Origin of the sequence: Georgenia sp. SYP-B2076, from assembly GCF_003991205.1 — a bacterium.
GTDB lineage: Bacteria > Actinomycetota > Actinomycetes > Actinomycetales > Actinomycetaceae > Georgenia.
The window spans coordinates 324,136-348,965 of the sequence record NZ_RXOZ01000011.1 but is presented as its reverse complement, the minus strand read 5'-3'; the positions used below and the strand labels follow the sequence as shown (position 1 = coordinate 348,965).

At 73.3% G+C, this 24,830-nt stretch carries 22 protein-coding genes; 17 read left to right on the top strand and 5 right to left on the bottom strand.

The features are described from left to right. Window positions 1-70 precede the first annotated feature (70 nt). Window positions 71-2,392, bottom strand: coding sequence for an MMPL family transporter (locus EJK16_RS06425; protein WP_240645810.1), 2,322 nt, complete (start codon window positions 2,390-2,392; stop codon window positions 71-73). Between the two features lie 110 nt (window positions 2,393-2,502). On the opposite strand from EJK16_RS06425, the gene EJK16_RS06420 reads away from it, so the two are divergent. The 5 genes from EJK16_RS06420 (at window position 2,503) to EJK16_RS06400 (ending at window position 6,954) form a co-directional block, all read left to right on the top strand. Continuing rightward, window positions 2,503-3,006 carry a MarR family winged helix-turn-helix transcriptional regulator gene (locus EJK16_RS06420; RefSeq protein ID WP_240645809.1) on the top strand — a complete coding sequence of 168 codons (504 nt, stop codon included), beginning with the start codon at window positions 2,503-2,505 and terminating at the stop codon, window positions 3,004-3,006. A 103-nt stretch (window positions 3,007-3,109) separates the two neighbouring features. After that, window positions 3,110-3,904, top strand: a complete 795-nt coding sequence (gene lipB / locus EJK16_RS06415) for a lipoyl(octanoyl) transferase LipB (RefSeq protein WP_240645808.1) — start codon at window positions 3,110-3,112, stop codon at window positions 3,902-3,904. Window positions 3,905-3,910: 6 nt separating this feature from the next. After that, window positions 3,911-4,906: a lipoyl synthase gene (lipA, locus tag EJK16_RS06410; protein WP_127127465.1), complete on the top strand. Its 996-nt coding sequence runs from the start codon at window positions 3,911-3,913 to the stop codon at window positions 4,904-4,906. A gap of 1 nt (window position 4,907) precedes the next feature. Further along, entirely contained in the window at window positions 4,908-6,164 is a 1,257-nt protein-coding gene (locus EJK16_RS06405; RefSeq protein ID WP_127127463.1) for an MFS transporter, read from the top strand. A 61-nt stretch (window positions 6,165-6,225) separates the two neighbouring features. Continuing rightward, window positions 6,226-6,954 (top strand): DUF4191 domain-containing protein, encoded by a 729-nt coding sequence (locus EJK16_RS06400; RefSeq protein ID WP_127127461.1) that lies wholly within the window; start codon window positions 6,226-6,228, stop codon window positions 6,952-6,954. 138 nt (window positions 6,955-7,092) lie between these two features. Here EJK16_RS06400 and EJK16_RS06395 read toward each other — a convergent pair whose 3' ends face one another. Beyond that, window positions 7,093-7,482 carry an RDD family protein gene (locus EJK16_RS06395; RefSeq protein WP_127127459.1) on the bottom strand — a complete coding sequence of 130 codons (390 nt, stop codon included), beginning with the start codon at window positions 7,480-7,482 and terminating at the stop codon, window positions 7,093-7,095. Window positions 7,483-7,728: 246 nt separating this feature from the next. Between EJK16_RS06395 and glnA (EJK16_RS06390) the strand changes: the two genes are divergently transcribed. The 6 genes from glnA (EJK16_RS06390) (at window position 7,729) to EJK16_RS06365 (ending at window position 13,762) form a co-directional block, all read left to right on the top strand. Beyond that, a complete protein-coding gene (gene glnA / locus EJK16_RS06390) occupies window positions 7,729-9,153 on the top strand; it encodes a type I glutamate--ammonia ligase (RefSeq protein WP_127127457.1) in 1,425 nt (474 codons plus the stop codon). 178 nt (window positions 9,154-9,331) lie between these two features. Next, a complete protein-coding gene (locus EJK16_RS06385) occupies window positions 9,332-10,234 on the top strand; it encodes an ABC transporter substrate-binding protein (protein ID WP_127127455.1) in 903 nt (300 codons plus the stop codon). Window position 10,235: 1 nt separating this feature from the next. Next, window positions 10,236-11,219, top strand: a complete 984-nt coding sequence (locus tag EJK16_RS06380; RefSeq protein ID WP_240645807.1) for an amino acid ABC transporter permease — start codon at window positions 10,236-10,238, stop codon at window positions 11,217-11,219. A gap of 53 nt (window positions 11,220-11,272) precedes the next feature. Then, window positions 11,273-12,079 carry an amino acid ABC transporter ATP-binding protein gene (locus tag EJK16_RS06375; protein ID WP_304999940.1) on the top strand — a complete coding sequence of 269 codons (807 nt, stop codon included), beginning with the start codon at window positions 11,273-11,275 and terminating at the stop codon, window positions 12,077-12,079. 183 nt (window positions 12,080-12,262) lie between these two features. After that, complete coding sequence (locus EJK16_RS06370) at window positions 12,263-12,973, top strand: GAF and ANTAR domain-containing protein (protein ID WP_205739624.1); 711 nt, start codon at window positions 12,263-12,265, stop codon at window positions 12,971-12,973. Between the two features lie 324 nt (window positions 12,974-13,297). Further along, window positions 13,298-13,762, top strand: coding sequence for a DUF6098 family protein (locus tag EJK16_RS06365; protein ID WP_240645806.1), 465 nt, complete (start codon window positions 13,298-13,300; stop codon window positions 13,760-13,762). A gap of 25 nt (window positions 13,763-13,787) precedes the next feature. Here the strand turns inward: EJK16_RS06365 and EJK16_RS06360 are convergent, their stop codons facing one another. Beyond that, window positions 13,788-16,835, bottom strand: coding sequence for a bifunctional [glutamine synthetase] adenylyltransferase/[glutamine synthetase]-adenylyl-L-tyrosine phosphorylase (locus tag EJK16_RS06360; protein ID WP_127127451.1), 3,048 nt, complete (start codon window positions 16,833-16,835; stop codon window positions 13,788-13,790). Between the two features lie 31 nt (window positions 16,836-16,866). Next, window positions 16,867-18,204, bottom strand: coding sequence for a type I glutamate--ammonia ligase (glnA, locus tag EJK16_RS06355; protein ID WP_127127449.1), 1,338 nt, complete (start codon window positions 18,202-18,204; stop codon window positions 16,867-16,869). Window positions 18,205-18,372: 168 nt separating this feature from the next. On the opposite strand from glnA (EJK16_RS06355), the gene EJK16_RS06350 reads away from it, so the two are divergent. Both EJK16_RS06350 and panB read left to right on the top strand, forming a co-directional pair. Next, the gene (locus EJK16_RS06350; RefSeq protein WP_205739623.1) at window positions 18,373-20,187 is read left to right on the top strand and encodes an NAD+ synthase; all 1,815 of its coding nucleotides are present in this window, start codon (window positions 18,373-18,375) and stop codon (window positions 20,185-20,187) included. A gap of 233 nt (window positions 20,188-20,420) precedes the next feature. Next, on the top strand, window positions 20,421-21,206 hold the full coding sequence (gene panB, locus EJK16_RS06345) for a 3-methyl-2-oxobutanoate hydroxymethyltransferase (RefSeq protein ID WP_370275965.1): 786 nt from the start codon (window positions 20,421-20,423) through the stop codon (window positions 21,204-21,206). Between the two features lie 246 nt (window positions 21,207-21,452). On the opposite strand, the gene EJK16_RS06340 is transcribed toward panB, so the two are convergent. Further along, on the bottom strand, window positions 21,453-21,641 hold the full coding sequence (locus EJK16_RS06340; protein ID WP_127127445.1) for an SPOR domain-containing protein: 189 nt from the start codon (window positions 21,639-21,641) through the stop codon (window positions 21,453-21,455). A 175-nt stretch (window positions 21,642-21,816) separates the two neighbouring features. Here EJK16_RS06340 and map point away from each other — a divergent pair, with 175 nt between their 5' ends. The 4 genes from map (at window position 21,817) to EJK16_RS06320 (ending at window position 24,701) form a co-directional block, all read left to right on the top strand. Next, entirely contained in the window at window positions 21,817-22,635 is an 819-nt protein-coding gene (gene map / locus EJK16_RS06335) for a type I methionyl aminopeptidase (RefSeq protein WP_205739651.1), read from the top strand. 190 nt (window positions 22,636-22,825) lie between these two features. Beyond that, a complete protein-coding gene (gene ppgK / locus EJK16_RS06330; RefSeq protein ID WP_127127441.1) occupies window positions 22,826-23,593 on the top strand; it encodes a polyphosphate--glucose phosphotransferase in 768 nt (255 codons plus the stop codon). 214 nt (window positions 23,594-23,807) lie between these two features. Further along, the gene (locus EJK16_RS06325; RefSeq protein ID WP_127127439.1) at window positions 23,808-24,020 is read left to right on the top strand and encodes a PspC domain-containing protein; all 213 of its coding nucleotides are present in this window, start codon (window positions 23,808-23,810) and stop codon (window positions 24,018-24,020) included. 165 nt (window positions 24,021-24,185) lie between these two features. Then, the gene (locus EJK16_RS06320) at window positions 24,186-24,701 is read left to right on the top strand and encodes a hypothetical protein (protein ID WP_127127437.1); all 516 of its coding nucleotides are present in this window, start codon (window positions 24,186-24,188) and stop codon (window positions 24,699-24,701) included. The last annotated feature ends 129 nt before the right edge of the window (window positions 24,702-24,830 follow it).

Below are 24,830 nucleotides of genomic sequence, written 5' to 3'. Positions count from 1 at the left end.
AACCAGCCGGCTGGCACACCCGGCCGGCCCCATCCACAGGGCCGGGGCGACGAGGGCCTGTGGACGAAGGTCAGTCCCGCGGGACCCGGTGCGCGAAGGGCCACCAGGCCCTGCGACCGAGGTCGTGGATCGCCCCGGGCACCAGCAGGGACCGCACGACCAGGGTGTCGACCAGGACCCCCGCGGCGACGATGAACGCCAGCTGCGCGAGGAACAGGAGCGGGATGACGGCCAGCGCGCTGAACGTGGCTGCCAGGACCAGGCCGGCGGAGGTGATCACGCCGCCCGTCACGGCGAGGCCGCGGCGCACCCCCTCCCGGGTCCCCGACCTCAGCGACTCCTCCCGCACGCGGGTCATGAGGAAGATCGAGTAGTCGATGCCCAGCGCCACGAGGAAGACGAAGCCGTAGAGCGGGACGGTGGCGTCGGCGCCGGGGAACCCGAGCACGTGGTTGAACACGATGGCGCTGAGACCCATCGTCGCGCCGAACGAGAGCACGTTCGCGACCAGCAGCACCAGCGGCGCGACGAACGAGCGCAGCAGCAGGACGAGCATGACGAAGATGACCAGGAGGACGGCCGGGATGATGGTGCGGAGGTCCTCCGCGGCCGTCTCCTGGGTGTCCAGCCGCTGCGCGGCCGCGCCACCGACCAGCGCGTCCGGTGCGACCTCATGGACCGCGGCACGCAGGGCGCGCACGGTCGCCACGGCCTCCTGGGTCTCGGCGGCGGCCTCGGTGACCACCTGGACCTGGACGTTGCCGTCGACGACGACGGGTGCGCCGCCGTCCGTCGGGGCTCCCGGGGCGGGCGCGCCCGTGGTGGGCGCCCCGGTGGCGGCCCCGTCGGCGCGGACCGTCGCGCCGAGGACCCCGTCGGTGCCCTGCGCGGCGGCGACGACGGCCGCGGCGTCCTCCTGCGCCGTGATCACGGTCACCGGCTGGACCAGCCCGGCGTCGAAGTGGTCCGCGAGGACCGCCTCGCCCCGGACCGACTCGACGTCGCCGAGGAAGACGTCCGTGTCGCTCGTGCCCTGCGCGCGGAAGGTGGGCACGAAGGCCGCGGCGGCGAGGAGCACGAGGACGGTGACCACCCACACCGGGCGGTCGCGGCGCGCGACGAGGTCGGCCACCCGCTGCCAGAGTCCCCGTCGCGCGCCCGTGGCCGTCCCGCGGCCGCGGTCGCTCGCGACGTGGGCCGTGGACGGGGCGGCGGGCCCGGCGTCGGCCGCCGCGCCCGGGACCGCGTGCGCGAGCTGGGGCGTGCGCGGCCAGAAGATCGCCCGGGCGCGCCGCCCCGGAACCAGGAGCATGGCCGGCAGCAGGGTCAGCGCGGCCAGCACGGAGGCGGCGATGCCGATGGCGCCCACCGGCCCGAGGCTGGAGTTGGAGCCGAGGTCGGACAGCAGGAGGCACAGCAGACCGGCGATCACTGTCCCGGCGCTCGCCAGGATGGGCAAGACCGAGGCGCGCCACGCGACGCGCATGGCGTCGACCGGGCGGGCGTGCCGCGTCAGCTCCTCCCGGTAGCGGGCGACCAGGAGCAGGGAGTAGTCGGTGGCGGCACCGATCACGAGGATCGAGAGGATGCCCTGGCTCTGCCCGTTGAGCAGCAGCACGTCGTTGCCGGCCAGGGGGTAGATGACCAGCCCGGCCGCGCACACCGCGAACACTGCGGTCAGCAGCACCGTGAACGGGAGGACGGGCGAGCGGTAGACGGCGAGCAGGATCACGAGGACCACGGCGAGGGCGACGCCCAGGAGGATCCCGTCGATCCCGCCGAAGGCCGTGACCAGGTCCGCCACGGCGCCCGCGGGGCCCGTCACCCAGGCGTCCAGCCCGGTGCCGGCGAGCTGGTCACCGGCCAGCGCCCGGAGCCCGTCGACGACGACGATCACCAGCCGGTCGCCGCCGTCGACGGCCTCGTTCGCCCCCGCGGCGTCCAGCGAGATCGGCACCAGCACCGCCCGGCCGTCCTCGGACGGGATGGCCACGACGGGGCCGACCAGCTGGTCCCCCAGGGCGCCCACCCCGGGAACCGTGACGCCCGGCACCTGGGCGGCGAAGTCCTGCGCCGCCGCCAGCTGAGCTGCGCTCAGCGTGCCGCCGTCCGAGGCCTCCAGGACGACCAGGGCCGGGAGCGTCGCGGTGTCCGTGAAGGCGCGCGAGAGCTCGTCGGCGCGGGTGGACTCGGCGCTGGCCGGCAGGAAGGCGGCCTGGTCGTTCTGCTGGACCTGCGAGAGCTTGCCCTGGGTCATTCCGCCGAACGCGCCGACGGCCAGCCACGCGGCCAGCACGAGGACCAGGACGACGGCGCGGCCGACCGCCCGGCGGGCGGGGCGGGCGGTCCGGTGGGGCCGCTCTGGGGCCTCGGTGGTGGGGTGCTGTGACACGGGGGCCGTCCTCGGTCGATGAAACACTCAGCGTGCTGAGCAATTTTGCGGCGACGGGCGCCGGGCCACAACTCCACGGCCACCACGGGGGCGGAACCTATGATGACGGCGTGACCGACCAGCCCGCCCAGAGCGGCCCCGGCGTGGCGGACCCGCCCAGCGCGTGGCCCACCGGGCGCCTGCTCTCGACCGTGGCGCGGCGCGTGGAGCGCGCCTGGGACACCTACCTCGAGCAGTGGTCACTGACGCACGCGTCGCTGCCCGTCCTGGCGATCCTCGCCGGCGGCCCGCGGTCCCAGCGCGAGCTCGCCCGCCACCTCGACGTCACGGAGCAGACCACGAGCCGGATGCTCCTGCGGCTCGAGCGCGCCGGCTACGTCCGCCGGCAGCGCCACGACGAGGACCGGCGCCGCCAGGTCGTGGCCATCACCCCCGAGGGCCTGCGCGCGCTCGGCCAGCTCAACGACCCCGAGGCGATCGACGCCTTCGTCAACCCGCAGCTCCCCGAGGCCCAGCTGAGGCAGCTGCGGGCGCTGCTCGTGCTCATGCTCGAGGCCGAGGGCGCCGCGCCGGCTCATGGCCGCGCGGCGGAGCGCACCGGGCCGCGGGCCTGAGCGGTCGGGTGCGGGAGACTGGCCGCGCCGGAGCGGTCGGCGCAGGAGCCGGCCCGAGCGGTCGGCGCAGGAGCCGAGGGCCGGGGGGCTTAGCATCGTGATCGTGCAATTCGAACGCGTGAGGCTGGGTTTGGAGCACCTCGACTACCGATGGGCGTGGGAGCTCCAACGCCGCATCCACGCCCAGGTCGTCGCGGGCGAGCGTGAGGACACCGTGCTGCTCCTCGAGCACGCCAGCGTGTACACCGCCGGCAAGCGGACCGCCACCCGTGACCGCCCCACCGACGGCACCGAGGTGATCGACGTCGACCGCGGCGGGCGCATCACCTGGCACGGGCCCGGCCAGCTCATCGCCTACCCGATCCTGCGGCTGCGCGAGCCCGTCGACGTCGTCGCCTACGTGCGTGCCCTGGAGCAGGCCGTCATGGACGTCGCGGCCGCCTTCGACGTCGCCACCGCCCGCGTGGCGGGGCGTTCGGGCGTGTGGGTGCTCGCCGACGACCGCGGCAGGGACCGCAAGGTGTGCGCCGTCGGCGTGCGGGTGGCCAAGGGCGTGACGATGCACGGGATCGCCCTCAACGCCAGCGCCGACCTGACCGCCTACGACCGCATCGTGCCGTGCGGCATCGACGACGCCGACGTCACCTCGCTCAGCGCGGAGACGGGCCGCCGGGTCACGCCGCTGGACGTCGCGGACGTGCTGGAGCGTGAGCTGCGCCGCTCTCTCACCCCGCTGGGCGTGCGCGGCGCCGGGGCCACGTCCGGCGTCCGCGAGGCGGCGCCCCGGGCCCCGGCCGCCGCCGACGCGAACCCGCCCGCCGCCGCGGACACCTGGGCGGCCGACCCACGCCACGACATAGGATCGCCGTTGCTGACCGATCAACGAGGGACGAGGTAGCGAGACGTGACGATCGCACCGGAGGGCCGGAAGATGCTGCGGGTCGAGGCGCGCAACGCCGAGACCCCCATCGAGCGCAAGCCCAGCTGGATCAAGACGAAGGCCGTCATGGGCCCGGAGTACCGCGATCTCAAGCAGCTGGTCCACGGCGGCGGCCTGCACACGGTGTGCGAGGAGGCCGGCTGCCCCAACATCTTCGAGTGCTGGGAGGACCGCGAGGCGACGTTCCTCATCGGCGGCTCGCAGTGCACCCGCCGCTGCGACTTCTGCCAGATCGACACCGGCAAGCCCTCCGCGCTCGACCGCATGGAGCCGCGCAAGGTCGCCGAGTCCGTGCGCCAGATGGGGCTGCGGTACTCGACCATCACCGGCGTGGCCCGCGACGACCTCGAGGACGGCGGCGCCTGGCTCTACGCCGAGACGGTGCGCCAGATCCACGCGCTCAACCCGGGCACCGGCGTCGAGCTGCTCATCCCCGACTTCGACGCCAAGCCCGACCAGCTCGCCGAGGTCTTCTCCTCCCGCCCGGAGGTGCTCGCCCACAACGTGGAGACCGTCCCGCGGATCTTCCGGCGCATCCGCCCCGGGTTCCGCTACAACCGGTCGCTCAGCGTCCTCACCTCCGCCAGCGAGGACGGCTTCGTGACGAAGTCGAACCTCATGCTCGGCATGGGCGAGACGTTCGACGAGGTCGTCGACGCGATGCAGCTCCTGCGCGACGCCGGCTGCGACCTGCTCACGATCAACCAGTACCTGCGCCCGTCGGTGCGGCACCACCCGGTGGACCGCTGGGTCAAGCCGGAGGAGTTCGTCGAGCTCTCCGAGATCGCGGAGGAGATCGGCTTCCTCGGCGTCATGGCGGGCCCGCTCGTGCGCTCGAGCTACCGCGCCGGGCGCCTGTGGGGCCAGGCCATGGCCCGCAAGGGCCTGGAGGTGCCGGAGCAGCTCGCGCACCTCTCGGAGCCGCGCACCTCGCGTCAGGAAGCCGCAGCGCTCATCTGACGTGCCTGCGCACCTGCAGGCCCTGCGCCGCTACCGGTCGCTGCCGGGGCTGCTGGGCTGGTCCTACCTGGCCATCGGCTTCCTCGGGCGCCTGCCGACGTCCATGGTCATCCTCGGGGTGCTCACGCTCGTCGCGACCAGCACCGGGTCGGTGGGCGCCGCCGGCACCGCCTCGGCCGCGCTGGCCCTCGCGACGGCGGTCTCGGGACCGCTCATCGGCCGGTGGACCGACCGGCGCGGCCAGCGGCTGCCGCTGCTCCTGCTCGCGCCCGTCAACGCCGTCGCGCTCGTCGCACTCGCCCTCGCCGCCGGCGACCGGGCTCCCCTGCCGGTGCTGTGCGGGCTGTGCGCGCTCGTCGGCGCCACGACGGTGCCGGTGGGGTCCCTGACCCGGGTGCGCTGGCTCGCCCGCACGACCGGCGCCGAGCAGGGTGCGGCGGCCCTGAGCTATGAGTCGATGGTGGACGAGATGGTCTTCGTGATCGGGCCGGCGCTGGTGGGCGTCGCCGCCTCGGCCGCGAGCCCGCAGGTCCCCGTCCTCGGCGCGGCGGCCCTCGTGCTGGTCTTCGTCACCGCCCTCGCCGTGCACCCCTCCGGCGCGGGGCTGGGTGCCGCGCCGGCCCGTGCACCCCGGCGGGCCGGGTCCGCGGCGGGGCGCCCCTTGCCCGGGGCGCGCGCCACCCCCGGCCTCGCGGCGGTGCTGCGCGCCGTCGGCGTCGCCGTGGCGGGCATGAGCTGCGTCGGCCTGTTCTTCGGGGCCACGCAGACCGGGGTCACCGCGTTCGCCACCGAGGCCGGCGAGCCGGGAAGCGCCGGCCTCGTGTACGCGCTCATGGGTGTGGGCTCGGCCGTCATGTCCCTGGCCGTCGTGGCCCTGCCCGCCTCGGTGAGCCTGCGCCTGCGGCTCGGCGCCAGCGGTGCGGGGATCGCGGGCGTCACCGCCGCCATGACCGCGGCGTCGTCGCTCACGGTCCTCGCCGTGCTCATGCTCGCGGTGGGCTTCCTCGTCGGCCCGGCGCTCGTGACCCTCTTCACCCTCGGGGGCCGGCTGGCGCCCGTGGGCGCCACGGCGGTAGCCATGACGGTGCTCGCGTCGGCCAACGTCGTCGGGGTCGCCGGTGGCGCCGCACTGGCCGGCCGCCTCTCGGACGCCCACGGCGCGGACGCGGCGTTCGTCGTCGCCGCCCTGTCCTGCGTCGTGCTCGCGCTGGTCGCTGGTGCCGCCCGCATGCCCGGCCGCAGCGCGGATCCGCACTGACGCTGCGCCGACGGCGCGTGGGCGCCGGTGCCGCCCCGGCGGGCCGGTATCCTTGGGCATCATGGCCCGCAAGAAGAGCAGCACCGGCGTCGAGGGTTCCTCCGCCGTGCCCAAAGAGAAGAAGCAGCGCTGGTACCACAACATCCGCGATGCCTATGTGATGACCAAGAGGGTCGACCCGACGATCACCTGGCTGCTCCTGGGCGTCTTCGTGCTCGTCATGGGTGTCGCCCTCGTCATCGGGTTCGCGTGGGGCCACCCCTGGTACACGGGCGTCTTCGGCCTGCTGCTCGCGCTGATGCTCATGATGGTCCTCCTCGCGCGGAAGACCCAGAAGGCCGGCTACGCCCAGATCGAGGGGCAGCCCGGCGCGGTCGGGGCGGCCCTCGGCCAGATCCGCCGCGGCTGGAACATCCAGGAGCAGCCCGTCGCCATCAACCCGCGCACGCAGGACCTCGTGTTCCGCATGGTGGGCCGCCCCGGGATCGTCCTCGTCTCCGAGGGGCCGAGCAGCCGGGTCCAGCGCCTGCTCGAGGACGAGAAGCGCAAGGTGGCCCGCGTGGCCCCGAACGTGCCCGTGCACTTCGTGCAGTGCGGCAACGAGCAGGGCCAGGTCCCTCTCGCCCGGGTGGTGCGCACCGTCCAGAAGCTCAAGGGCAAGCTCACGCCGGCCGAGGTCGCCGCCGTGGCCAAGCGCCTGCAGGCGCTCGGATCGGCCCGGATGCCGATCCCCAAGGGCGTCGACCCCATGAAGGCACGCCCCGACCGCAAGGGCATGCGCGGTCGCTGACCCGCGCCGCTGCCGTTCCGGCCCCGGCCCCACCGCACCGGTGGCGGCGGGGCCGGCGTCGTTCCGGGCGGCGGACGCTCGGGGCGTCGGCGCGCGGCCGGGGCGCCCGGCGGCCGGGGCACCCAGCGGGCGGGCCGCTCAGCGTGCCGGCGCTGCGGCCTTGCTGCGCAGCCGCGTGATGACGGTGCCCGCCCACACGTCGTGCAGCCCGCGCCCGTCGGGCCCCCACACCACGGCGGGGACGACCAGGCACAGCGCGACGGTGCGGACCAGGGCCCGCAGCGGCCCGGCGGGCCCCCCGGCAGGCGTGCGCACGCCGAGGCCCGTGACGAGGTGGCCGATCGTGGCGCCGAGCGTCGCGACCAGGAGCCAGGTCATCACGGCGAAGATGCCGAGCGTGGCCAACGCGTCGTACTGGAAGAACCCGGCGCTGATGGCGCTGGCGATCCCCCAGTCCACGACAAGCGCGATGATGCGCCGCCCCAGGCCGGCCACGGGGAGGGACGGGGACGAGGTCGCTGCGGGCACCGTCCGAGCCTACCCAGCCGGCGCGTCGGCCCCCGCACCGCGGGACCGACGCGGCCCGGCCCCACGGGGGGCAGGGCACGGCAGAACCGGCGCCGGCGCTGTCTCAGGTGCCGGGGCGGCGCCGGGCCGGCGCCGGGCGCTCGCGTAACATCCTGGACACATTCACGAGACGCAAAGGAAACGCCACCGCACTAGCGTCGGGACGTTCCCACTCGCCTTACGAGTCCCCAAGCCAAGGAGCACTGGATGTTTTCCACCGCCGAGGAGGCCATCGCCTTCACGAAGGAGCAGGGCGTCAAGTTTGTCGACGTCCGGTTCTGCGACCTGCCGGGCGTCATGCAGCACTTCAACATCCCGGTCGAGGCCTTCAACGAGGACATCCTCACCGAGGGCCTGATGTTCGACGGGTCGTCCATCCGCGGCTTCCAGGCGATCCACGAGTCCGACATGAAGCTCGTGCCGGACGTCACCAGCGCGTTCGTGGACCCGTTCCGCAGGCAGAAGACGCTCGTCGTGAACTTCTCGATCGTCGACCCCTTCACCGACGAGGCCTACTCGCGCGACCCGCGCAACATCGCCGCGAAGGCCGAGGCGTACCTGCGGAGCACGGGCATCGCCGACACGGTGTACTTCGGCGCCGAGGCGGAGTTCTACGTCTTCGACGACGTGCGCTTCCAGACGACGCAGCACTCCAGCTTCTACTACCTGGACTCCAAGGAGGCGGCCTGGAACACCGGCCGCGAGGAGGAGGGCGGCAACCTCGGGTACAAGACCCGCTACAAGGGCGGCTACTTCCCCGTCTCCCCCAACGACCAGATGGCCGACCTGCGCGACCAGATGGTCTCCTGCATGCAGGAGGTCGGCCTCGACGTCGAGCGCGCGCACCACGAGGTCGGCACCGCCGGGCAGCAGGAGATCAACTACCGCTTCGCGACGCTCCTCGCCGCGGGCGACGACCTGATGAAGTTCAAGTACATCATCAAGAACGTCGCGTGGGAGGCGGGCAAGTCCGCCACCTTCATGCCCAAGCCCCTCTTCGGGGACAACGGCTCGGGCATGCACTCGCACCAGTCCCTGTGGAAGGACGGCAAGCCGCTGTTCTTCGACGAGCGCGGTTACGGCGGCCTCTCCGACATGGCCCGCTGGTACGTCGGTGGCCTGCTGCGGCACGCGCCGTCCCTCCTGGCGTTCACCAACCCCTCGGTGAACTCCTACCACCGCCTGGTGCCCGGCTTCGAGGCCCCGGTCAACCTGGTCTACTCGGCCCGCAACCGCTCCGCGTGCATCCGCATCCCCGTCACGGGCTCCTCGCCCAAGGCCAAGCGCATCGAGTACCGCGTGCCGGACCCGTCCTCGAACCCCTACCTCGCGTTCTCCGCGATGCTCATGGCGGGCCTCGACGGCATCAGGAACCGGATCGAGCCGGCCGCGCCCATCGACAAGGACCTCTACGAGCTCCCGCCCGAGGAGCACGCCCAGATCGAGCAGCTGCCCGACTCCCTGGACAAGGCGCTCGACGCGCTGGCGGCCGACCATGACTACCTCACCGAGGGCGACGTCTTCACGCCCGACCTCATCGAGACGTGGATCGACTACAAGCGCACCAACGAGATCGACCCGCTGCGCCTGCGCCCGCACCCCCACGAGTTCGAGCTCTACTACGACCTGTGACGGCACCCGCTGACCGGTAGGTCGGCGACCGACCACGACGGGCCGGGACTTCTCCGAAGTCCCGGCCCGTCGTCGCGTGCGAGCCGTAGTGGGACATCGCACAGAACGCCAATGCATATCCATACAGGTGAACGGATATAGTTGCCGGCGTCATCTTCCGTTTCACCTGGAGGCCACCGTGCGCCGTCTACCCGTCCTGACCGCCCTCGCCGCGGCAGGTGCCCTCGCCCTCTCGGGCTGCACCAACGCCTCGGAGGCGACGTCCGGGGCGACGGCGGCCGCGCAGCCGTCCTTCGACGCCTCGGGCATCGCGCGGGACGACGCGATCGCCGCCATGCTGCCCGCCGACTTCGACGGCACGCTGACCGTGGGCGACAACCTGCAGTACGCCCCGGCCGAGTTCTTCGGCGGCGCGGACGGGCAGACCCCCAGCGGCTACGACGTCGACCTCGCCCACGCCCTGGGACGGGTCCTCGGCGCCGAGGTCGAGGTGAACCACGCCGAGTTCGCCTCGATCATCCCGGCGATCGGCACCCAGTACGACGTCGGGATCGCCTCGTTCTCCGTCGCGCCCGAGCGGATCGCGCAGGCCAACATGATCTCCTACGTCCAGGTCGGCTCGACGTTCTCCGTGCGCACCGGCAACCCCGAGGGCCTGGACCCCGCCGACCTGTGCGGCACCACGATGGGCGTGCAGACGGGGACGGTGCAGGACGAGGGCGCCGACGGTCTCTCCGCCGCCTGCGAGGAGCAGGGCGCCGAGCCCATCGAGGTGCTGCGCTACAGCTCGCAGGCCGACGTGACCACGAACCTGGTCGGCGGCAAGATCGACGTCATGTACGCCGACTCCCCCGTGGGCCAGTACGCGGCCGTGCAGACCGGCGGTCAGGTCGAGCAGCTCGGCGACGTCCAGGACGCCGCCCCCCAGGGCATCGTGGTCGCCAAGGACAACACCGAGCTGACCGCCGCCGTCCAGGCCGCGATGCAGAAGCTCATGGACGACGGCACGTGGCAGGACATCCTCGACGGCTGGGGCGTGACCGGCGCCCTGAGCACCGCCGAGCTCAACCCCGGGGCCTGACGTGACCGCGCAGCCCCGTCAGACCCCGCCCGGCCCCGCCGGCCCGGCGCCCGAGCTCATCCGCGCCCACCCGGTCCCGCGCCCGGCACGGTGGGTCTCGGCCGCCGTCGTCGCCGTCCTCGCGGCCATGGCCGTCAACGCCCTGGTGACGAACCCGAACTTCCGCTGGGACATCGTCTGGCTCTACCTGCGTGACGTCGCGATCGTGCGGGGCGTGGGCTGGACGCTCCTGCTCACGGCGGCGTCCATGGCGATCGCGATCGTCCTCGCCGTGACGCTGGCCATCATGCGCCGCTCGGACAACCCCGTCATGCGGTGGGTCGCCTGGCTGTACATCTGGTTCTTCCGCGGCACGCCCATCTACACGCAGCTCGTCTTCTGGGGCCTGCTCGGCGTGCTCTACCCGCGGCTCAGCCTGGGCGTCCCCTTCGGCCCGGAGCTCATCAGCTTCTCCACGAACGACGTGTTCTCCGCCGCGTACGCCGCGATCCTGGGCCTGGCGCTCAACGAGGCCGCCTACCTCTCGGAGATCGTGCGCTCCGGCCTCAACAGCGTGGACCCGGGCCAGTCGGAGGCCGCTCGGGCGCTGGGCATGAAGGAGTCGGCGATCCTGCGGCGGGTCGTCCTGCCCCAGGCGATGCGGGTGATCGTGCCGCCGACGGGCAACGAGACGATCTCCATGCTCAAGACCACGTCACTGGTCCTGGCGATCCCGTTCACGCTCGACCTGACGTTCGCCTCCACGGCGATCGGGAACCGGCTGTTCCTGCCCATCCCGCTGCTGGTGGTCGCGGCCCTGTGGTACCTGGCCATCACCTCGGTCCTCATGGTCGGCCAGCACTACCTGGAGCGGCACTACGGCCGTGGCTTCACCGGCGCGCAGCCCGCCGGGGGCGGCGGACGGCGCGCGGCCGGCCGCAAGCAGCAGGCCATCCTGGCCGCCGGCACCACGAAGGACGACCCGTTCCTGGAGTACACCCCATGACCCACCCCACGCCGGCCGCCGCCGGCCCCCTCGCGGACCCGACGCCGGGCACCATGCCGCGCGCCACGCCCGACCCGACGCCGGGCGCCACGCCGATGGTGGAGGTCGAGGGCGTCCACAAGTTCTTCGGCGAGCTGCACGTGCTGCGCGGCGTGGACATGAGTGTCCCGCGCGGCTCCGTGTCCGTCGTCATCGGCCCCTCCGGCTCCGGCAAGTCCACGCTGCTGCGCTGCATCAACGAGATGGAGCAGATCAGCGCGGGGCGGATCCGGGTCGACGGCGACCTCATGGGCTTCCGCGAGCGGGTGCGGCAGGGCCGCACCGAGCTGTACCGCCGCTCCCCCAAGGAGATCGCCCGCCAGCGCGCCCGCATCGGGATGGTCTTCCAGCGGTTCAACCTCTTCCCGCACATGACGGCGGTGCAGAACGTCATGGAGGCGCCGATCCAGGTCAAGGGCGTGCGCAAGGAGGAGGCCCGCGCCCGCGCCGTCGAGCTCCTCGCGCAGGTCGGCCTGGCCGACCGGACGGACCACTACCCCGCTCAGCTCTCGGGCGGCCAGCAGCAGCGCGTGGCCATCGCCCGGGCGCTGGCCATGGACCCCGACCTGATGCTCTTCGACGAGCCGACCTCCGCGCTCGACCCCGAGCTGGTCGGTGAGGTGCTCGCCGTCATGCAGGACCTCGCCGCCTCCGGCATGACGATGGTCGTCGTGACCCACGAGATCGGCTTCGCGCGCGAGGTCGGTGACCAGCTCGTCTTCATGGACGACGGCGTGATCGTCGAGCGGGGCCGGCCCCGCGACGTGCTGGAGCACCCCCGGGAGGACCGCACGCGGGCCTTCCTCTCCAAGGTGCTCTGAGCGCACGGAGCATCCCGCGCCCCGCCGGCCGGCCGAGGGCCGGGCCGGCCGCGGTTCACCCCAGGGCGCATCGCGAGGCGGCGCCGGCACCATACCGGGCGCGTAGGGTGGGAGACAGCCTCGGCGCCTACATGCCTTCGGGTCCCCCGGTCAGCCACCTACCGGTGGTGTGAATCCGTGGGGATGACCCCGATGTATGACCACCAGCTCTTCGTGAGCACGATCTCCGAGTTCACCCGCACCCTGCTGAACCCGTACGACCCGACCGTCGCCCTCAACGACCTGGCGACGCGGGTCACGGACGTGCTCGCGCTCGCCGGCAGCGGTGTCACCCTCGCCACGGACGGGTACCTGCGCTTCGTCACGGCGGTGCCCGAAGCGGTCGGCGACCTCGAGCGCTACCAGGAGGAGCACCAGAAGGGGCCGTGCGTCGCCGCGTACGAGAGCGGCGATACCGTCGCGGTGCACGATCTTCGGGACCGCGCGGCGGTGTGGCCCGAGTACTGCGCCATCGCCGAGCGGCTGGGCATGGGCGCGGTCGCGGGCATCCCCATGCGCCTGGGCGAGCACACCTTCGGCGCCCTGAACCTCTACGCCGCCGGCACCCGCGCGTGGCCCGACGAGGACCTGGACGCCGCGGCCGTGCTCGCCGACATGGCGACCGCGTACCTCATCAACGCCTCGACCTACCACCAGCAGGAGCAGCTCAACGAGCAGCTCCAGCGGGCGCTGGACTCGCGGATCGTCATCGAGCAGGCCAAGGGCGTGATCGCCGAGGCGCAACGCATCGACGTCGAGAAGGCGTTCGACCGCATCCGCCAGCACGCCCGCAGCCACAACGTCAAGGTCCGTGACGTCGCGGAGGCCATCGTCCACGTGGGCCTGCGCATCTGACCGGCACGTCTCGATACGGTCTCCGCCGTTGCGAGGACGGTGGGCCGGCCCTACTCTCGGAACGAGACCCGCCCAAGACCCTCGGCGGCCCAGCCACTCCTGATCCCGGTGGCGCCACGGTGGTGCGCGGAAGGACGCTGGCATGCGAGGTCTCGGCCAATGGCGCGAGGCGCCCCACTCGGCGTCGGCCGGCCCACCGGGCCGGACCAGCGCCGCGGCATAGGCCGCGTCCGACCGTTCCTTCGGGGTGCCCCTCGACCCGGCCGACCGAGCGATCGGTACATCAGACCATCGGGTCATCGGCACGCAGGATTGGACAGCACCATGAGCGCGCAAGACATCGTCGACCTCGGCTGGTTAGCTGGAGACTCGGGCGCGGAACGGCACGGTCCGCGCCTCGCGCGTACCCTCGGTGACGTCGTGGCCGTCCAGCGGGAGCTGGGCGAGGTGTTCCTCCGCATCAGCGGTGGGCCCGAGGCTGACAAGACCGCCGGCGGCTGGCACCGCGAGAGCGGTTACCCCCTGCCCGGGCTGCCGGCGTGGCCGCTGCACGCCGAGACGTGGTGGCGCGCTGGGCAGGCCACGTGGATCGCCAGGCAGCTGGTCCAGTACTCCTACCTGCTGTCGGACGACAACCGACCGTGGCTGCTGACGGGCACCGTCGTCGGCCGCGGGGCGGACTGCGAGCCGTTGCTCGCCGACGTCGTACCCGTCGCCCACGTGGCGCCGGGCGTGCTGTCGGAGGCGCAGAGCGTCTACGCCGGGTGGCGGGCCCGGGAGTTCCGCTGACCGGGCCTCCGGAGTTCCCGGGGCCTCACCCGTAGAACAGGTCCTCGACCACGGTCCGGGCGCGGCGTGCCAGGCGGAGGTACTCCTCCTCGAGGTCCAGGCGCCCGCCCGGCTCGTGCCCCAGGAGCCGGGCGACCACCTCGAGCTCGACCGTCTCGTGCGGCAGGACGTCGATCCGCTGGCCGGTCGTGCGACCCGTGGCCAGCACGATCGCGTCGCGGAGTCGTGCCGCGAGCTGCCAGGCCGCGCCGAGCCGCCCGGCCTGCTCCGCCGTGACGATCCCGGCCTCGCGGAGGGCGCGCAGCGCGCGCATGGTCGAGGTCGTGCGGAGCCTGGGCACGGCGCCGCCGTGGCGGAGCTGGAGCAGCTGCACCGTCCACTCGACGTCGCTGAGCCCGCCCGGCCCCAGCTTGAGGTGGCGGTTGGGCGGGACGCCGCGCGGCAGGCGTTCGGACTCGACCCGCGCCTTGATGCGCCGCAGCTCGCGCAGCTCCGGCTCGGTCAGCCCGATGTCCGGGTAGCGCAGCGGGTCGACCAGGGCCACGAAGCTCTCGGCGAGGTCCTGGTCGCCCGCGACGGGCCGGGCCCGCAGGAGGGCCTGGCGCTCCCACGGCTCCACCCAGCGCTCGTAGTACTCGGCGTAGGACGACAGGGACCGGACGAGCGGCCCGTTGCGCCCCTCCGGGCGCAGGTCGGCGTCGACGGCCAGGGCCGGCTCCGGCCCCGTCTCGGCCAGGAGGGAACGGACCTTCGACGCCACGGCCACCGCGGTGCGGGTCGCGACCTCGGGGTCGGCGCCGGGCACCGGGTCGTGGACGAACAGGACGTCGGCGTCGGAGGCGTAGCTCATCTCCTCCCCGCCGAGGCGGCCCATGGCCACCACGAGGTAGCGCGACGGCGGCTCGTCCAGCCCCGCCTCCGCCGTCGCCTCGACCGCGGCCACCCGCAGCGCGCCGCGCAGGGCCACGTCCGCGGCCGTGGTGATCATCGCGGCGGCCGGCCCGTTGCCGAACGCGCCGAGGACGTCGTCGATCGCGGCCCGCAGCAGCTCGCGGCGGCGCAGGTAGCGGGCCACCATCACCCCCTCGACCGGCTCGTGGCGGCGGGACTGGAGGGCCAGGAGCTCGCTGGTCAGCGCCTCGACGCCCCGCGGGGCGAGCTCCGCGTCGTCGTCGAGCCAGGTGACGGCCTCCGGCAGCCGCGCGAGGGCCTCGGCCACGTACCGGCTCGAGGAGAGCAGCTGGGCGAGCCGCTCGGCGGCCGCCCCTGAGTCGCGGAGGAGCTTGAGGTACCAGTGGGTCGAGCCCATGGTCTCGGAGAGCTTGCGGAAGGACAGCAGGCCCGAGTCCGGCTCCGGCCCCTGGGCGAACCAGCCGAGCATGACCGGCAGGAGCTGCCGCTGGATCGCGGCCCGCCGGGAGACCCCTTCGGTCAGTGCCGCGATGTGGCGCAGCGCCCCGTCGGGGTCGTGGAAGCCGATCGCGTGCAGCCGCGCGCGCGCCGCCGCGGGAGCCAGGGAGACGTCCTCGGCGCTCAGCCGCGCCGTCAGCGGCAGCAGGGGGCGGTAGAAGATCTCCTCGTGCAGGTGGCGCACCTCGCGGCGCACGTGGCGCCAGCGCTCCTCCAGGCTCCGCGCGGAGTCGACGCCGTCGGCATGGATCGCGCGCCCGAGGCGGCGCAGGTCCGCCTCACCGCTGGGGACCACGTGGGAGCGGCGCAACCGGTGGAGCTGGATGCGGTGCTCGAGCACCCGCAGGAAGCGGTAGTGGTGGCCGAGCTGCTCGGCGTCGTCGCGCGCGACGTACCCGCCCCGGGCGAGCTGGGCGAGGCCCTCGAGCGTGGTGCCCGAGTGGATCTCGGGGTCCGTGCGGCCGTGGACGAGCTGGAGGAGCTGGACGGTGAACTCGACGTCGCGCAGGCCGCCCTTGCCCAGCTTGAGCTGGCGGTCCGCCTCGGCGGCGGGCACGAGGTCCTCGACCCGGCGGCGCATGGCCTGCGCGTCCTCGACGAAGTGCTCACGCTCGACGGCGCTCCAGATCATCGGGGCGAGCGCGGCGCGATACTCCTCGCCCAGCGCGCGGTCGCCCGCGACGGGCCGCGCCTTGATCAGCGCCTGGAACTCCCAGCCCTTGGCCCACCGCTCGTAGTAGGTGACGTGGGAGGCGAGCGTGCGCACGAGCGGGCCGTCCTTGCCCTCCGGGCGCAGGCCCACGTCGAGCGGCCACAGCGCCGGCTCGCCCGACGGGGCCGAGCACGCCCTGGACAGCGCCGTGGCCAGCCGGGTGCCGACGGCGACGGCGTGCCCCTCGTCCGCGCCCGCGGCGGGCTCGACGACGTAGACCACGTCGACGTCGGAGATGTAGTTGAGCTCACGGCCCCCCGTCTTGCCCATGCCGAGCACCGCGAGGCGCACGTCGCGCGCGCCGCCGGGCAGGTCCGCGCGGGCGACGGCGAGGGCGGCCTCCAGCGCCCCGCCGACGATGTCGGCGATGGCGGCGGCGACCCGGGGGAAGTCCTCCAGGGGGTCCGGGCTGGTCAGGTCGGCGGCGGCGATCTCCAGCAGGCGGCGCCGGTAGGTGCGCCGCAGGGCGTCCACGCCCGCGGTCCCGGCGAGGGCCGCGACGGGCACCGGGTCCTCCGGGTCCGCGCCCACCGCCCGCAGGGCCCGGGCCCGCTCGTCGCCCGGGCTCAGGTCGAGCACCGGCTCCTCGTCGGCCCGGTCGCGCAGCAGCGCCACGTCGCCCGGTCGGGCGACCAGCAGGTCCCCGAGGGCGGAGGACGCCCCGAGCACGGCGAGGAGCCGGCGGCGGTGCGCGCCGTCGTCGGCCAGGACGGCCGTGAGCTCGTCGGTCAGTCCCTGGGCGGCGCCGGCCTCGGCCAGGCGCACGAGCGTGAGCAGCGCGTGGTCCGGGTCCGCCGCCGCGCCGAGCGCCTCGGGCAGGGGGCAGCCCGCCGCCTGCGCGGCGTCCACCATCGCGGCGAGGGGCTCCTCGGCGAGCAGGCTCTCGGCGCGCGGCGGGTCGACGAACCCGAACCGGCGCAGGACGCTGGTGAGGGTGATCTCTCGGGCCACCGTCTCCTCCTCCCCGCGGCGCGGCCGGTGCTCAGATGGCCGGGATGAACCGGCGCACCTCGTACTCGGTCACCTGGTTTCGGTACTCCTCCCACTCCGTGCGCTTGTTGCGCACGAAGTAGTCGAATGCGTCCTCGCCGAGGGTCTCGGCCACCAGCTCGGAGCCCTCCATGATCTCCACGGCCTCGTGCAGGGAGTTGGGCAGCTCCTGGATGCCGAGCGCCTTCCGCTCGGCCCGGGTCATCGCCCACACGTCCTCGGAGGCGCCCTCGGGCAGCTCGTAGCCCTCCTCGATCCCCTTCAGGCCCGCGCTGAGCAGCACGGCGAACGCCAGGTAGGGGTTCGCGGCCGAGTCGAGGCCGCGGTACTCGACCCGCGCGGAGCCACCCTTCTCGGGCTTGTACATCGGCACCCGGACCAGTGCCGAGCGGTTGTTGTGGCCCCAGCACACGTAGCTCGGTGCCTCCCCGCCGCCCCACAGGCGCTTGTAGGAGTTGACGTACTGGTTGCACACGGCGGTGATCTCCCCCGCGTGGTGGAGCAGCCCGGCGATGAACGCCCGGCCGGCCCCGGAGAGCTGGTACTCCCCCGCGGGGTCGTAGAAGGCGTTGCGGTCGCCCTCGAAGAGCGACATGTGGGTGTGCATGCCCGAGCCGGCTGCGTCCACGAGCGGCTTGGGCATGAAGGTCGCGACGACGTCCTGCTTGAGGGCGACCTCCTTGACCACGGTGCGGAACGTCTGGATGTTGTCGGCCGTGCTCAGGGCGTCGGCGTAGCGCAGGTCGATCTCGTTCTGGCCGGGCCCGGCCTCGTGGTGGGAGAACTCCACGGAGATGCCCATGGACTCGAGCGTGGTGATCGCGTCGCGCCGGAAGTCGTGGCCCGTGCCGCGCGCGACGTGGTCGAAGTACCCGGCGTTGTCGATCGGGATCAGCGGGCCGGTCGGCGTCGCGGGCTGCTCGAAGAGGTAGAACTCGATCTCGGGGTGCGTGTAGAAGGTGAAGCCGGCGTCAGCGGCCCTCGCCAGGGCTCGCTTGAGGACGTTGCGGGGGTCGGAGCGGGCGGGCTCGCCCATCGGTGTGAGCACGTCGCAGAACATCCGGGCGGTGCCCTGCGTGTCCCCGCGCCACGGCAGCACCTGGAAGGTGGAGGGGTCCGGCTTCGCGAGCATGTCGGACTCGTACACGCGGGTCAGGCCCTCGATGGAGGAGCCGTCGAACCCGATGCCCTCGGCGAACGCGCTCTCCAGCTCCGCCGGGGCGATGGCCACGGACTTGAGCACACCGAGGACGTCGGTGAACCACAGCCGGATGAAGCGGATGTCGCGCTCCTCGATCGCCCGGAGCACGTACTCCTGCTGCCTGTCCATCAACCACTCCTGACCTACGCGGGTGCTGACCGGCCGGGGGCGTGCTCCCGGGCCGGCGTTGTCATGGCGCGGCTGGCCGCGACGCACGGTCCCATCATGGCCCACACCAGCGGCGACGGTGCACCCACCGCGTCGGCGCGGGCACCGCGGCGGCAATAGGGTTTGCGCATGGCTCCGCTACGCATCGCCCTCGCCCAGGTCGACTCCACGGTGGGCGACCTCGACGCCAACGCCGCGGTCGTGCGCCGCGTCACCGCCGACGCCGCCGAGCTCGGTGCCGGCGTCGTCGTCCTGCCCGAGATGATGCTGACCGGCTACCCCATCGAGGACCTGGCGCTGCGGGGCTCCTTCCAGCGCGCCGCCGCCGAGCGGCTGCGGCGCCTCGCGGCCGAGCTGGCCGAGGACGGCCACGGCGCGCTCACGGTCGTCGTGGGCTCGCTCGGGAGCGCGCCCGACGGGCGTCCCACAAACGTCGCGGCGGTGCTCCACGGCGGCGCGGTGGAACGCGTCTACACCAAGCACCACCTGCCCAACTACGGGGTGTTCGACGAGTACCGCATCTTCGCCGCCGGGGACGAGACCGTGGTTCTCGAGGTCGGGGGCCTGCGCCTGGGCCTGGCGATCTGCGAGGACATCTGGGTCGACGGCGGCCCGGTCGCGGCCATGGCCGGCGCGGGCCTGGACGCGCTGCTGCTGCCCAACGGCTCGCCCTACGAGTACGGCAAGGGCGCCGTGCGCCGCCGTCTCGCGACGGAGCGGGCCGCGCAGCTCGGCTGTCCGGTGTTCTACGTCAACCTCGCGGGCGCGCAGGACGACCTCGTCTTCGACGGCCACTCCTTCGTGACCGACGCCGACGGCGCGCTCGTGGCCGCGGCGCGCGGCTTCACCGAGGACCTCCTCGTCGTCGAGCTGCCCGGCGGCGGCGCGGCCCCCCTCGCACCCGCCGGCTACGCGCTGCCGCCGAAGCAGCCGGACATCGAGCAGATGTACGCGGCGGTGGTCACGGGGCTGCGGGACTACGTCGTCAAGAACGGCTTCACCAAGGTGGTCCTCGGCCTCTCCGGCGGGATCGACTCCGCCCTCGTCGCGGCGATCGCGGCCGACGCGATCGGCGGGCAGAACATCGTGGGCGTGTCCATGCCGTCGACCTACTCCTCCGGCCACTCCAAGGACGACGCCGCGGACCTCGCCGGGCGCCTCGGCCTGGACTACCGCGTCCAGCCCATCGCGCCGATGGTGGAGGCGTTCCAGCAGGAGATGGGCCTGTCCGGGCTCGCGGAGGAGAACCTGCAGGCCCGCATGCGCGGTGTGATCCTCATGGCCATCTCCAACGCCGAGGGCCCGCTCGTGCTCGCCACCGGGAACAAGAGCGAGCTCGCCGTCGGGTACTCGACGATCTACGGCGACGCCGTCGGCGGGTTCGCCCCCATCAAGGACGTGCTCAAGACCCGCGTGTGGGAGATGGCCAGGTGGCGCAACGAGGTGGCGCAGGCCGCCGGCGAGACCGTGCCGATCCCGTGGTCCTCCATCGAGAAGGCACCCTCGGCCGAGCTGCGCCCCGGCCAGCAGGACTCCGACTCGCTGCCCGAGTACGCGCTGCTGGACAACGTCATCGAGGGTTACGTAGGGCGCGGCCTCGGCCGCGGCGAGCTGCTCGCCTCCGGATTCGACGCCGAGACCGTCGAGCTCGTGCTGCGCCTGGTCGACCGGGCCGAGTGGAAGCGCCGGCAGTACCCGCTCGGGCCCAAGGTCAGCGCGCTGGCGTTCGGGCGTGACAGGCGCCTGCCCGTCACGAGCCGCTGGCGCGAGCAGCTCGCGGAGGTCGCGCCCGGCGCCGAGGTGCCGTCCGGCGCGCAGGCCCCGCCCGGCGCTCAGGCCCCGCCCGGCGCTCAGGCCCCGCCCGGCGCTCAGGCCCCGCCCGGCGCTCAGGCCCCGCAGAGCCCCGAGAATGTTCCCGCGCCCCAGACGCGGACCGCGCCCTAGAAATGGAGACCACGATGACGCAGAGCCCCGACCACGCACCCGGTGACGGCCCGGCGGCCGGCAGACCCGCCAGCGGGATCGCTGGCGGGTCTGCCGCGGCGCAACCTGGCGCGATTGCGGCGGCACAGGCCGGGGAGCCTGCCGCGACACCGGCCGGGGGGCCCGCCGACGCGGAGGGTTCGGGCCGGGCGCTACCGGGCCAGGAGGGTGTGCCCGTCCCGCGGCGGGTTCGTGTGCACCACCTCCGCCAGGCCAAGGAGCGCGGCGAGCCGCTGACCATGCTCACCGCCTACGACGCCCTCACCGCCCGGATTTTCGACGAGGCGGGCATCGACATGCTCCTCGTGGGCGACTCCCTCGGCGACAACATGCTCGCCCACCCCACCACCATCCCCGTGACCGTGGACGAGATGATCCCGGCGGTCCGGGCCGTGTCGCGGGTCGCGCGCCGCGCCATGGTCGTGGCGGACCTGCCCTTCGGCTCCTACGAGGCCTCCCCGCAGCAATGCCTTGCCACCGCCGTGCGCATGCTCAAGGAGGGCGGCGCCCACGCCGTGAAGTTCGAGGGCGGGGCGCACCTCGCCGAGCACGTCCGGCTGCTGACCCGCTCCGGCATCCCCGTCTTCGGCCACCTCGGGTTCACGCCGCAGTCGGAGAACCTGCTGGGCGGCAAGCGCGTCCAGGGGCGCGGGCAGGAGGCGGCCTCGCACCTCGTGGCCGACGCGCATGCCCTCGCCGACGCGGGCGCGGTGGCGGTGGTCCTGGAGATGGTTCCCGCCCCGGTGGCCGAACGGGTCACCGAGGTGCTCCGCGTGCCGACGATCGGGATCGGCGCCGGCGCGGGATGTGACGGTCAGGTCCTGGTGTGGACGGACATGGCGGGCATGACGTCGTGGTCGCCACGGTTCGCCCAGCGTTTCGGGGAGATCGGCGAGGCGCTGTACGGCGCCACGCGCACCTACGCCCGAGCCGTACGTGAGCGGACGTTCCCCGCGCCGGAGCACACGTACGAGAAGTAGCGTCGCCGGGCCGCCGACGTCGACGCCCGCGACCCGCGCCCGCGGTCTCACCCCACAACGTGTCAGTCGGCGCGGCGGGGACCACAACGTGTCACTCTGCGGGCGCCGCACAGCCCGCCAGGCGCAGCGGTCCTCGGCGAGCAGGAGCTGGGCGACACCGACGAACCGGCACCCCTCGTGCGACCCTGCACACGCCGGGTGGAGGACGGACCTGTGCGGCCCCCCAGCCGGCAACCCGAATCGCGCTCAGGCGTCCTTCTTGCGCCAGTCCTCGTCGGCGTCCCAAGCCTCGTTGCGCGCCTCGGCCTTGGCCAGCGCCATCCGGGCGTCCTCCGCCGTCGGGTAGGGCCCCATGCGGTTGGTCGCACCGTGGACCTTGCCCTCCTCGACCTCGTGCGTGGCGAGGTTGTAGTAGAACTCGCGCTGCGCGGCCATCGTCCGCTCCTCTCGGTCCGGCGCGGTGCGGACGCGCCGCCGCCGGTTCGTGGACCGCGCGCTGCTAGCCCCGAGGTGGGGCGGACGCGGTCCGTAGACTTGTCTCATGTCGAACACCACTATGCTCGCCGACCGCGCCCCGCGAGGCACCCTCACGAAGGGGACGGTCACCCCGATGCGCCCCGTGCCGGCGTCGATCCCACGGCCCGAGTATGTCGGCCGCACCGGTCCCGAACGCATCACGGCGTCGGAGGTGAAGTCCCCGGAGACGATCGAGCGGATCCGCCACGCCTCGCGGATCGCGGCCCGCGCGCTGGAGGAGGTCGGCAAGGCCGTCGCCCCCGGCGTGACGACCGACCAGCTCGACGCCATCGGGCACGAGTACATGATCGACCACGGCGCCTACCCCTCGACGCTCGGCTACATGGGCTTCACCAAGTCCCTGTGCACGTCCGTCAACGAAGTCATCTGCCACGGGATCCCGGACTCCACCGTGCTGGCCGACGGGGACATCCTCAACGTGGACGTCACCGCCTACATCGACGGCGTGCATGGCGACCTCAACGCGATGTTCCTCGTGGGCGACGTCGACGAGGAGTCCCGGCTGCTCGTCGAGCGCACCAAGATCGCCATGGAGCGCGGCATCAAGGCCGTCAAGCCGGGCCGTGAGGTCAACGTCATCGGCCGCGTCATCGAGGCCTACGCCAAGCGCTTCGACTACGGAGTGGTGCGCGACTTCACCGGCCACGGCGTCGGCGAGGCCTTCCACTCGGGCCTGATCATCCCCCACTACGACTCCGCCCCCCGTTACGACGACATCATCGAGCCCGGGATGGTCTTCACCATCGAGCCCATGCTCACCCTCGGGGACATCGACTGGGAGCAGTGGGACGACGGCTGGACGGTGCTCACCACGGACCGTTCCCGCACCGCGCAGTGGGAGCACACGCTCGTCGTCACCGAGGACGGCGCGGAGGTCCTCACCCTCCCGTAGCCGCCCCGGGCTCGGCACCCGCCCGACCGGAGCCGGCCGCCGCCCCAGGCTCGGCACCCGCCCGACCGCCGCGCGGCCGCCGCGCGGCGGTCCCGGGGGGCCGATAGCGTTCGCTCGACGGCCGCGATCTCCTCGCGGCGGTGAGCCCACCCGAGGGCTCGCCCTCATCGCAGCCCGACCGGAGAGAGCCATGACCGCGCAGAGCAGCCCGGCGATCGGATTCGGCATCGACATCGGTGGGTCCGGGATCAAGGGCGCGCCGGTGGACCTGACGACCGGAGAGTTCACCGAGAAACGCGTCCGCATTCCCACGCCGGACCCGTCCACCCCCAAGGCGGTCGCCGCCACGGTGGCCCAGCTCGTGGGCCAGTTCGACCTGCCATCGACCACCCCGATCGGACTGACGTTCCCGGCCCCCATCAAGCACGGCGTCGTGCCGTTCATCGCCAACCTGGACAAGTCGTGGAAGGGCGTGGACGTCCCCGCGCTGATGAGCGAGGCTCTGGGGCGGCCGGTCAGCGGCGTCAACGACGCCGATGCCGCCGGTGTGGCCGAGGCGGTGTTCGGGGCCGCGAAGGGCGTGCCAGGCGTCGTGCTCCTGACGACGCTGGGCACGGGGATCGGCTCGGCGCTCATTGTCGACGGCACGCTCGTGCCCAACACCGAGCTGGGCCACCTCGAGATCGACGGCGACGACGCCGAGCACCGCGCCTCCGACGCCGCCCGCGGCGCCGAGGACCTCAGCTGGAAGGACTGGGCAGAGCGGCTCCAGCGGTTCTACGACACCGTCGAGATGCTGTTCTCCCCCGACCTGCTCGTCGTCGGCGGCGGGGTGAGCAAGAAGCACGAGAAGTTTCTCCCGCTGCTCACGACAACCGCGCCGATCGTGCCCGCACAGCTGCGCAACACGGCCGGCATCGTGGGTGCGGCCTACCTCGCGGCACACGGCCACAGCTGAGGGTCGCGCGTCCGCGGCACCACCGAGGAGCTCCCGGTCGCCCGGCACCACCGGGGACGCCCCGCGCCGACGGCATACCGGCTCGTCACGCCGCCGTGGGCCCACGGCCGTTGATCAGGGTCGATTCAGGGTCGCTCCCTGATGCGCCGCGCCGCGGTGCTACGGCAGTGTGGTGGCTACCAAGCACTTCACTGCAGCAACGAGAGGCCGAACCGTGACCGACGTCCGAACCAACTTCCGCCGACAGGGACTTGTGCGACCGCGAGACACCCGCATCATCGCGGGTGTCTGCGCCGGGCTGGGCCGCCGCTTCGGGCTGAGCCCGTGGGTCGCCCGCGTGCTGTTCGTGCTCATCCTCATGCTCCTGCCCGGCAGCCAGTTCATCGTCTACCCCATCCTGTGGCTCCTCATGCCGAACGAGTACTGAGCCCGTCGCGGCACCTCGGGCCGCCGACCGCGCGGACGCCGTTCCAGGGGCGGCGTCCGCGCCCGCGTGACCTTCCGCACAGCGGCCCGCGCCCACGCGCCGCAAGGCGGACCGGGCCCTCCGCTATATATCCTGGGTACTCAGCACGAGGAGCACCCGGAGACCATGAAGGGCATCGGAACACCCATCAACGAGATCACGACCACGAGCGGCGACGGGGACAGCACCGTCCCCACGACAACAATGCGGCACCGGGTACGCCGGGGCGGGACGGTCGCCGTCGGGATAGCCGTGGTCGGCGCGGTCGCGTTCGTCGCCTCCGCCGCCTCCGTGTACGGCACCGAGGAGCCCCGCGCGCTCTCCGTCATCATCAGCGACGCCGGCTCCTCGTCGTCTGACGACTGCGCCGCGAGCGACTACGAGCGCAGCTTCTTCGACGGTGCCGAAGTCTCCCTCACGGACGCCGTGGGCACCCAGCTGGCCACGCGGGCGGTCGACGGCGCACCCCAGGCCTCCGAGCGGGGCTGCTACTGGACGATGTCCTTCGCCGACGTCCCGGAATCCTCCGGCTACACCCTGCACCTGAGCGACCAGACCGGCACGCGACAGCACTCGTTCACGTACAGCCCGGACAGGCTCGACACCATGGACTGGGCGGTCTGGGTGAGTGTCGTCGCCTGATCGGCGGGGTCAGCGTCGTCGCCTGATCGCGTGAGCGTCGTCGCCCGATCGGTCCGGGGGGCCGCGCCCGGCACTCCCGGCGGGCGCTGCCGGGTGCTGGGCCGCTAGCCTCGGTGTCGCGGTGCGGGC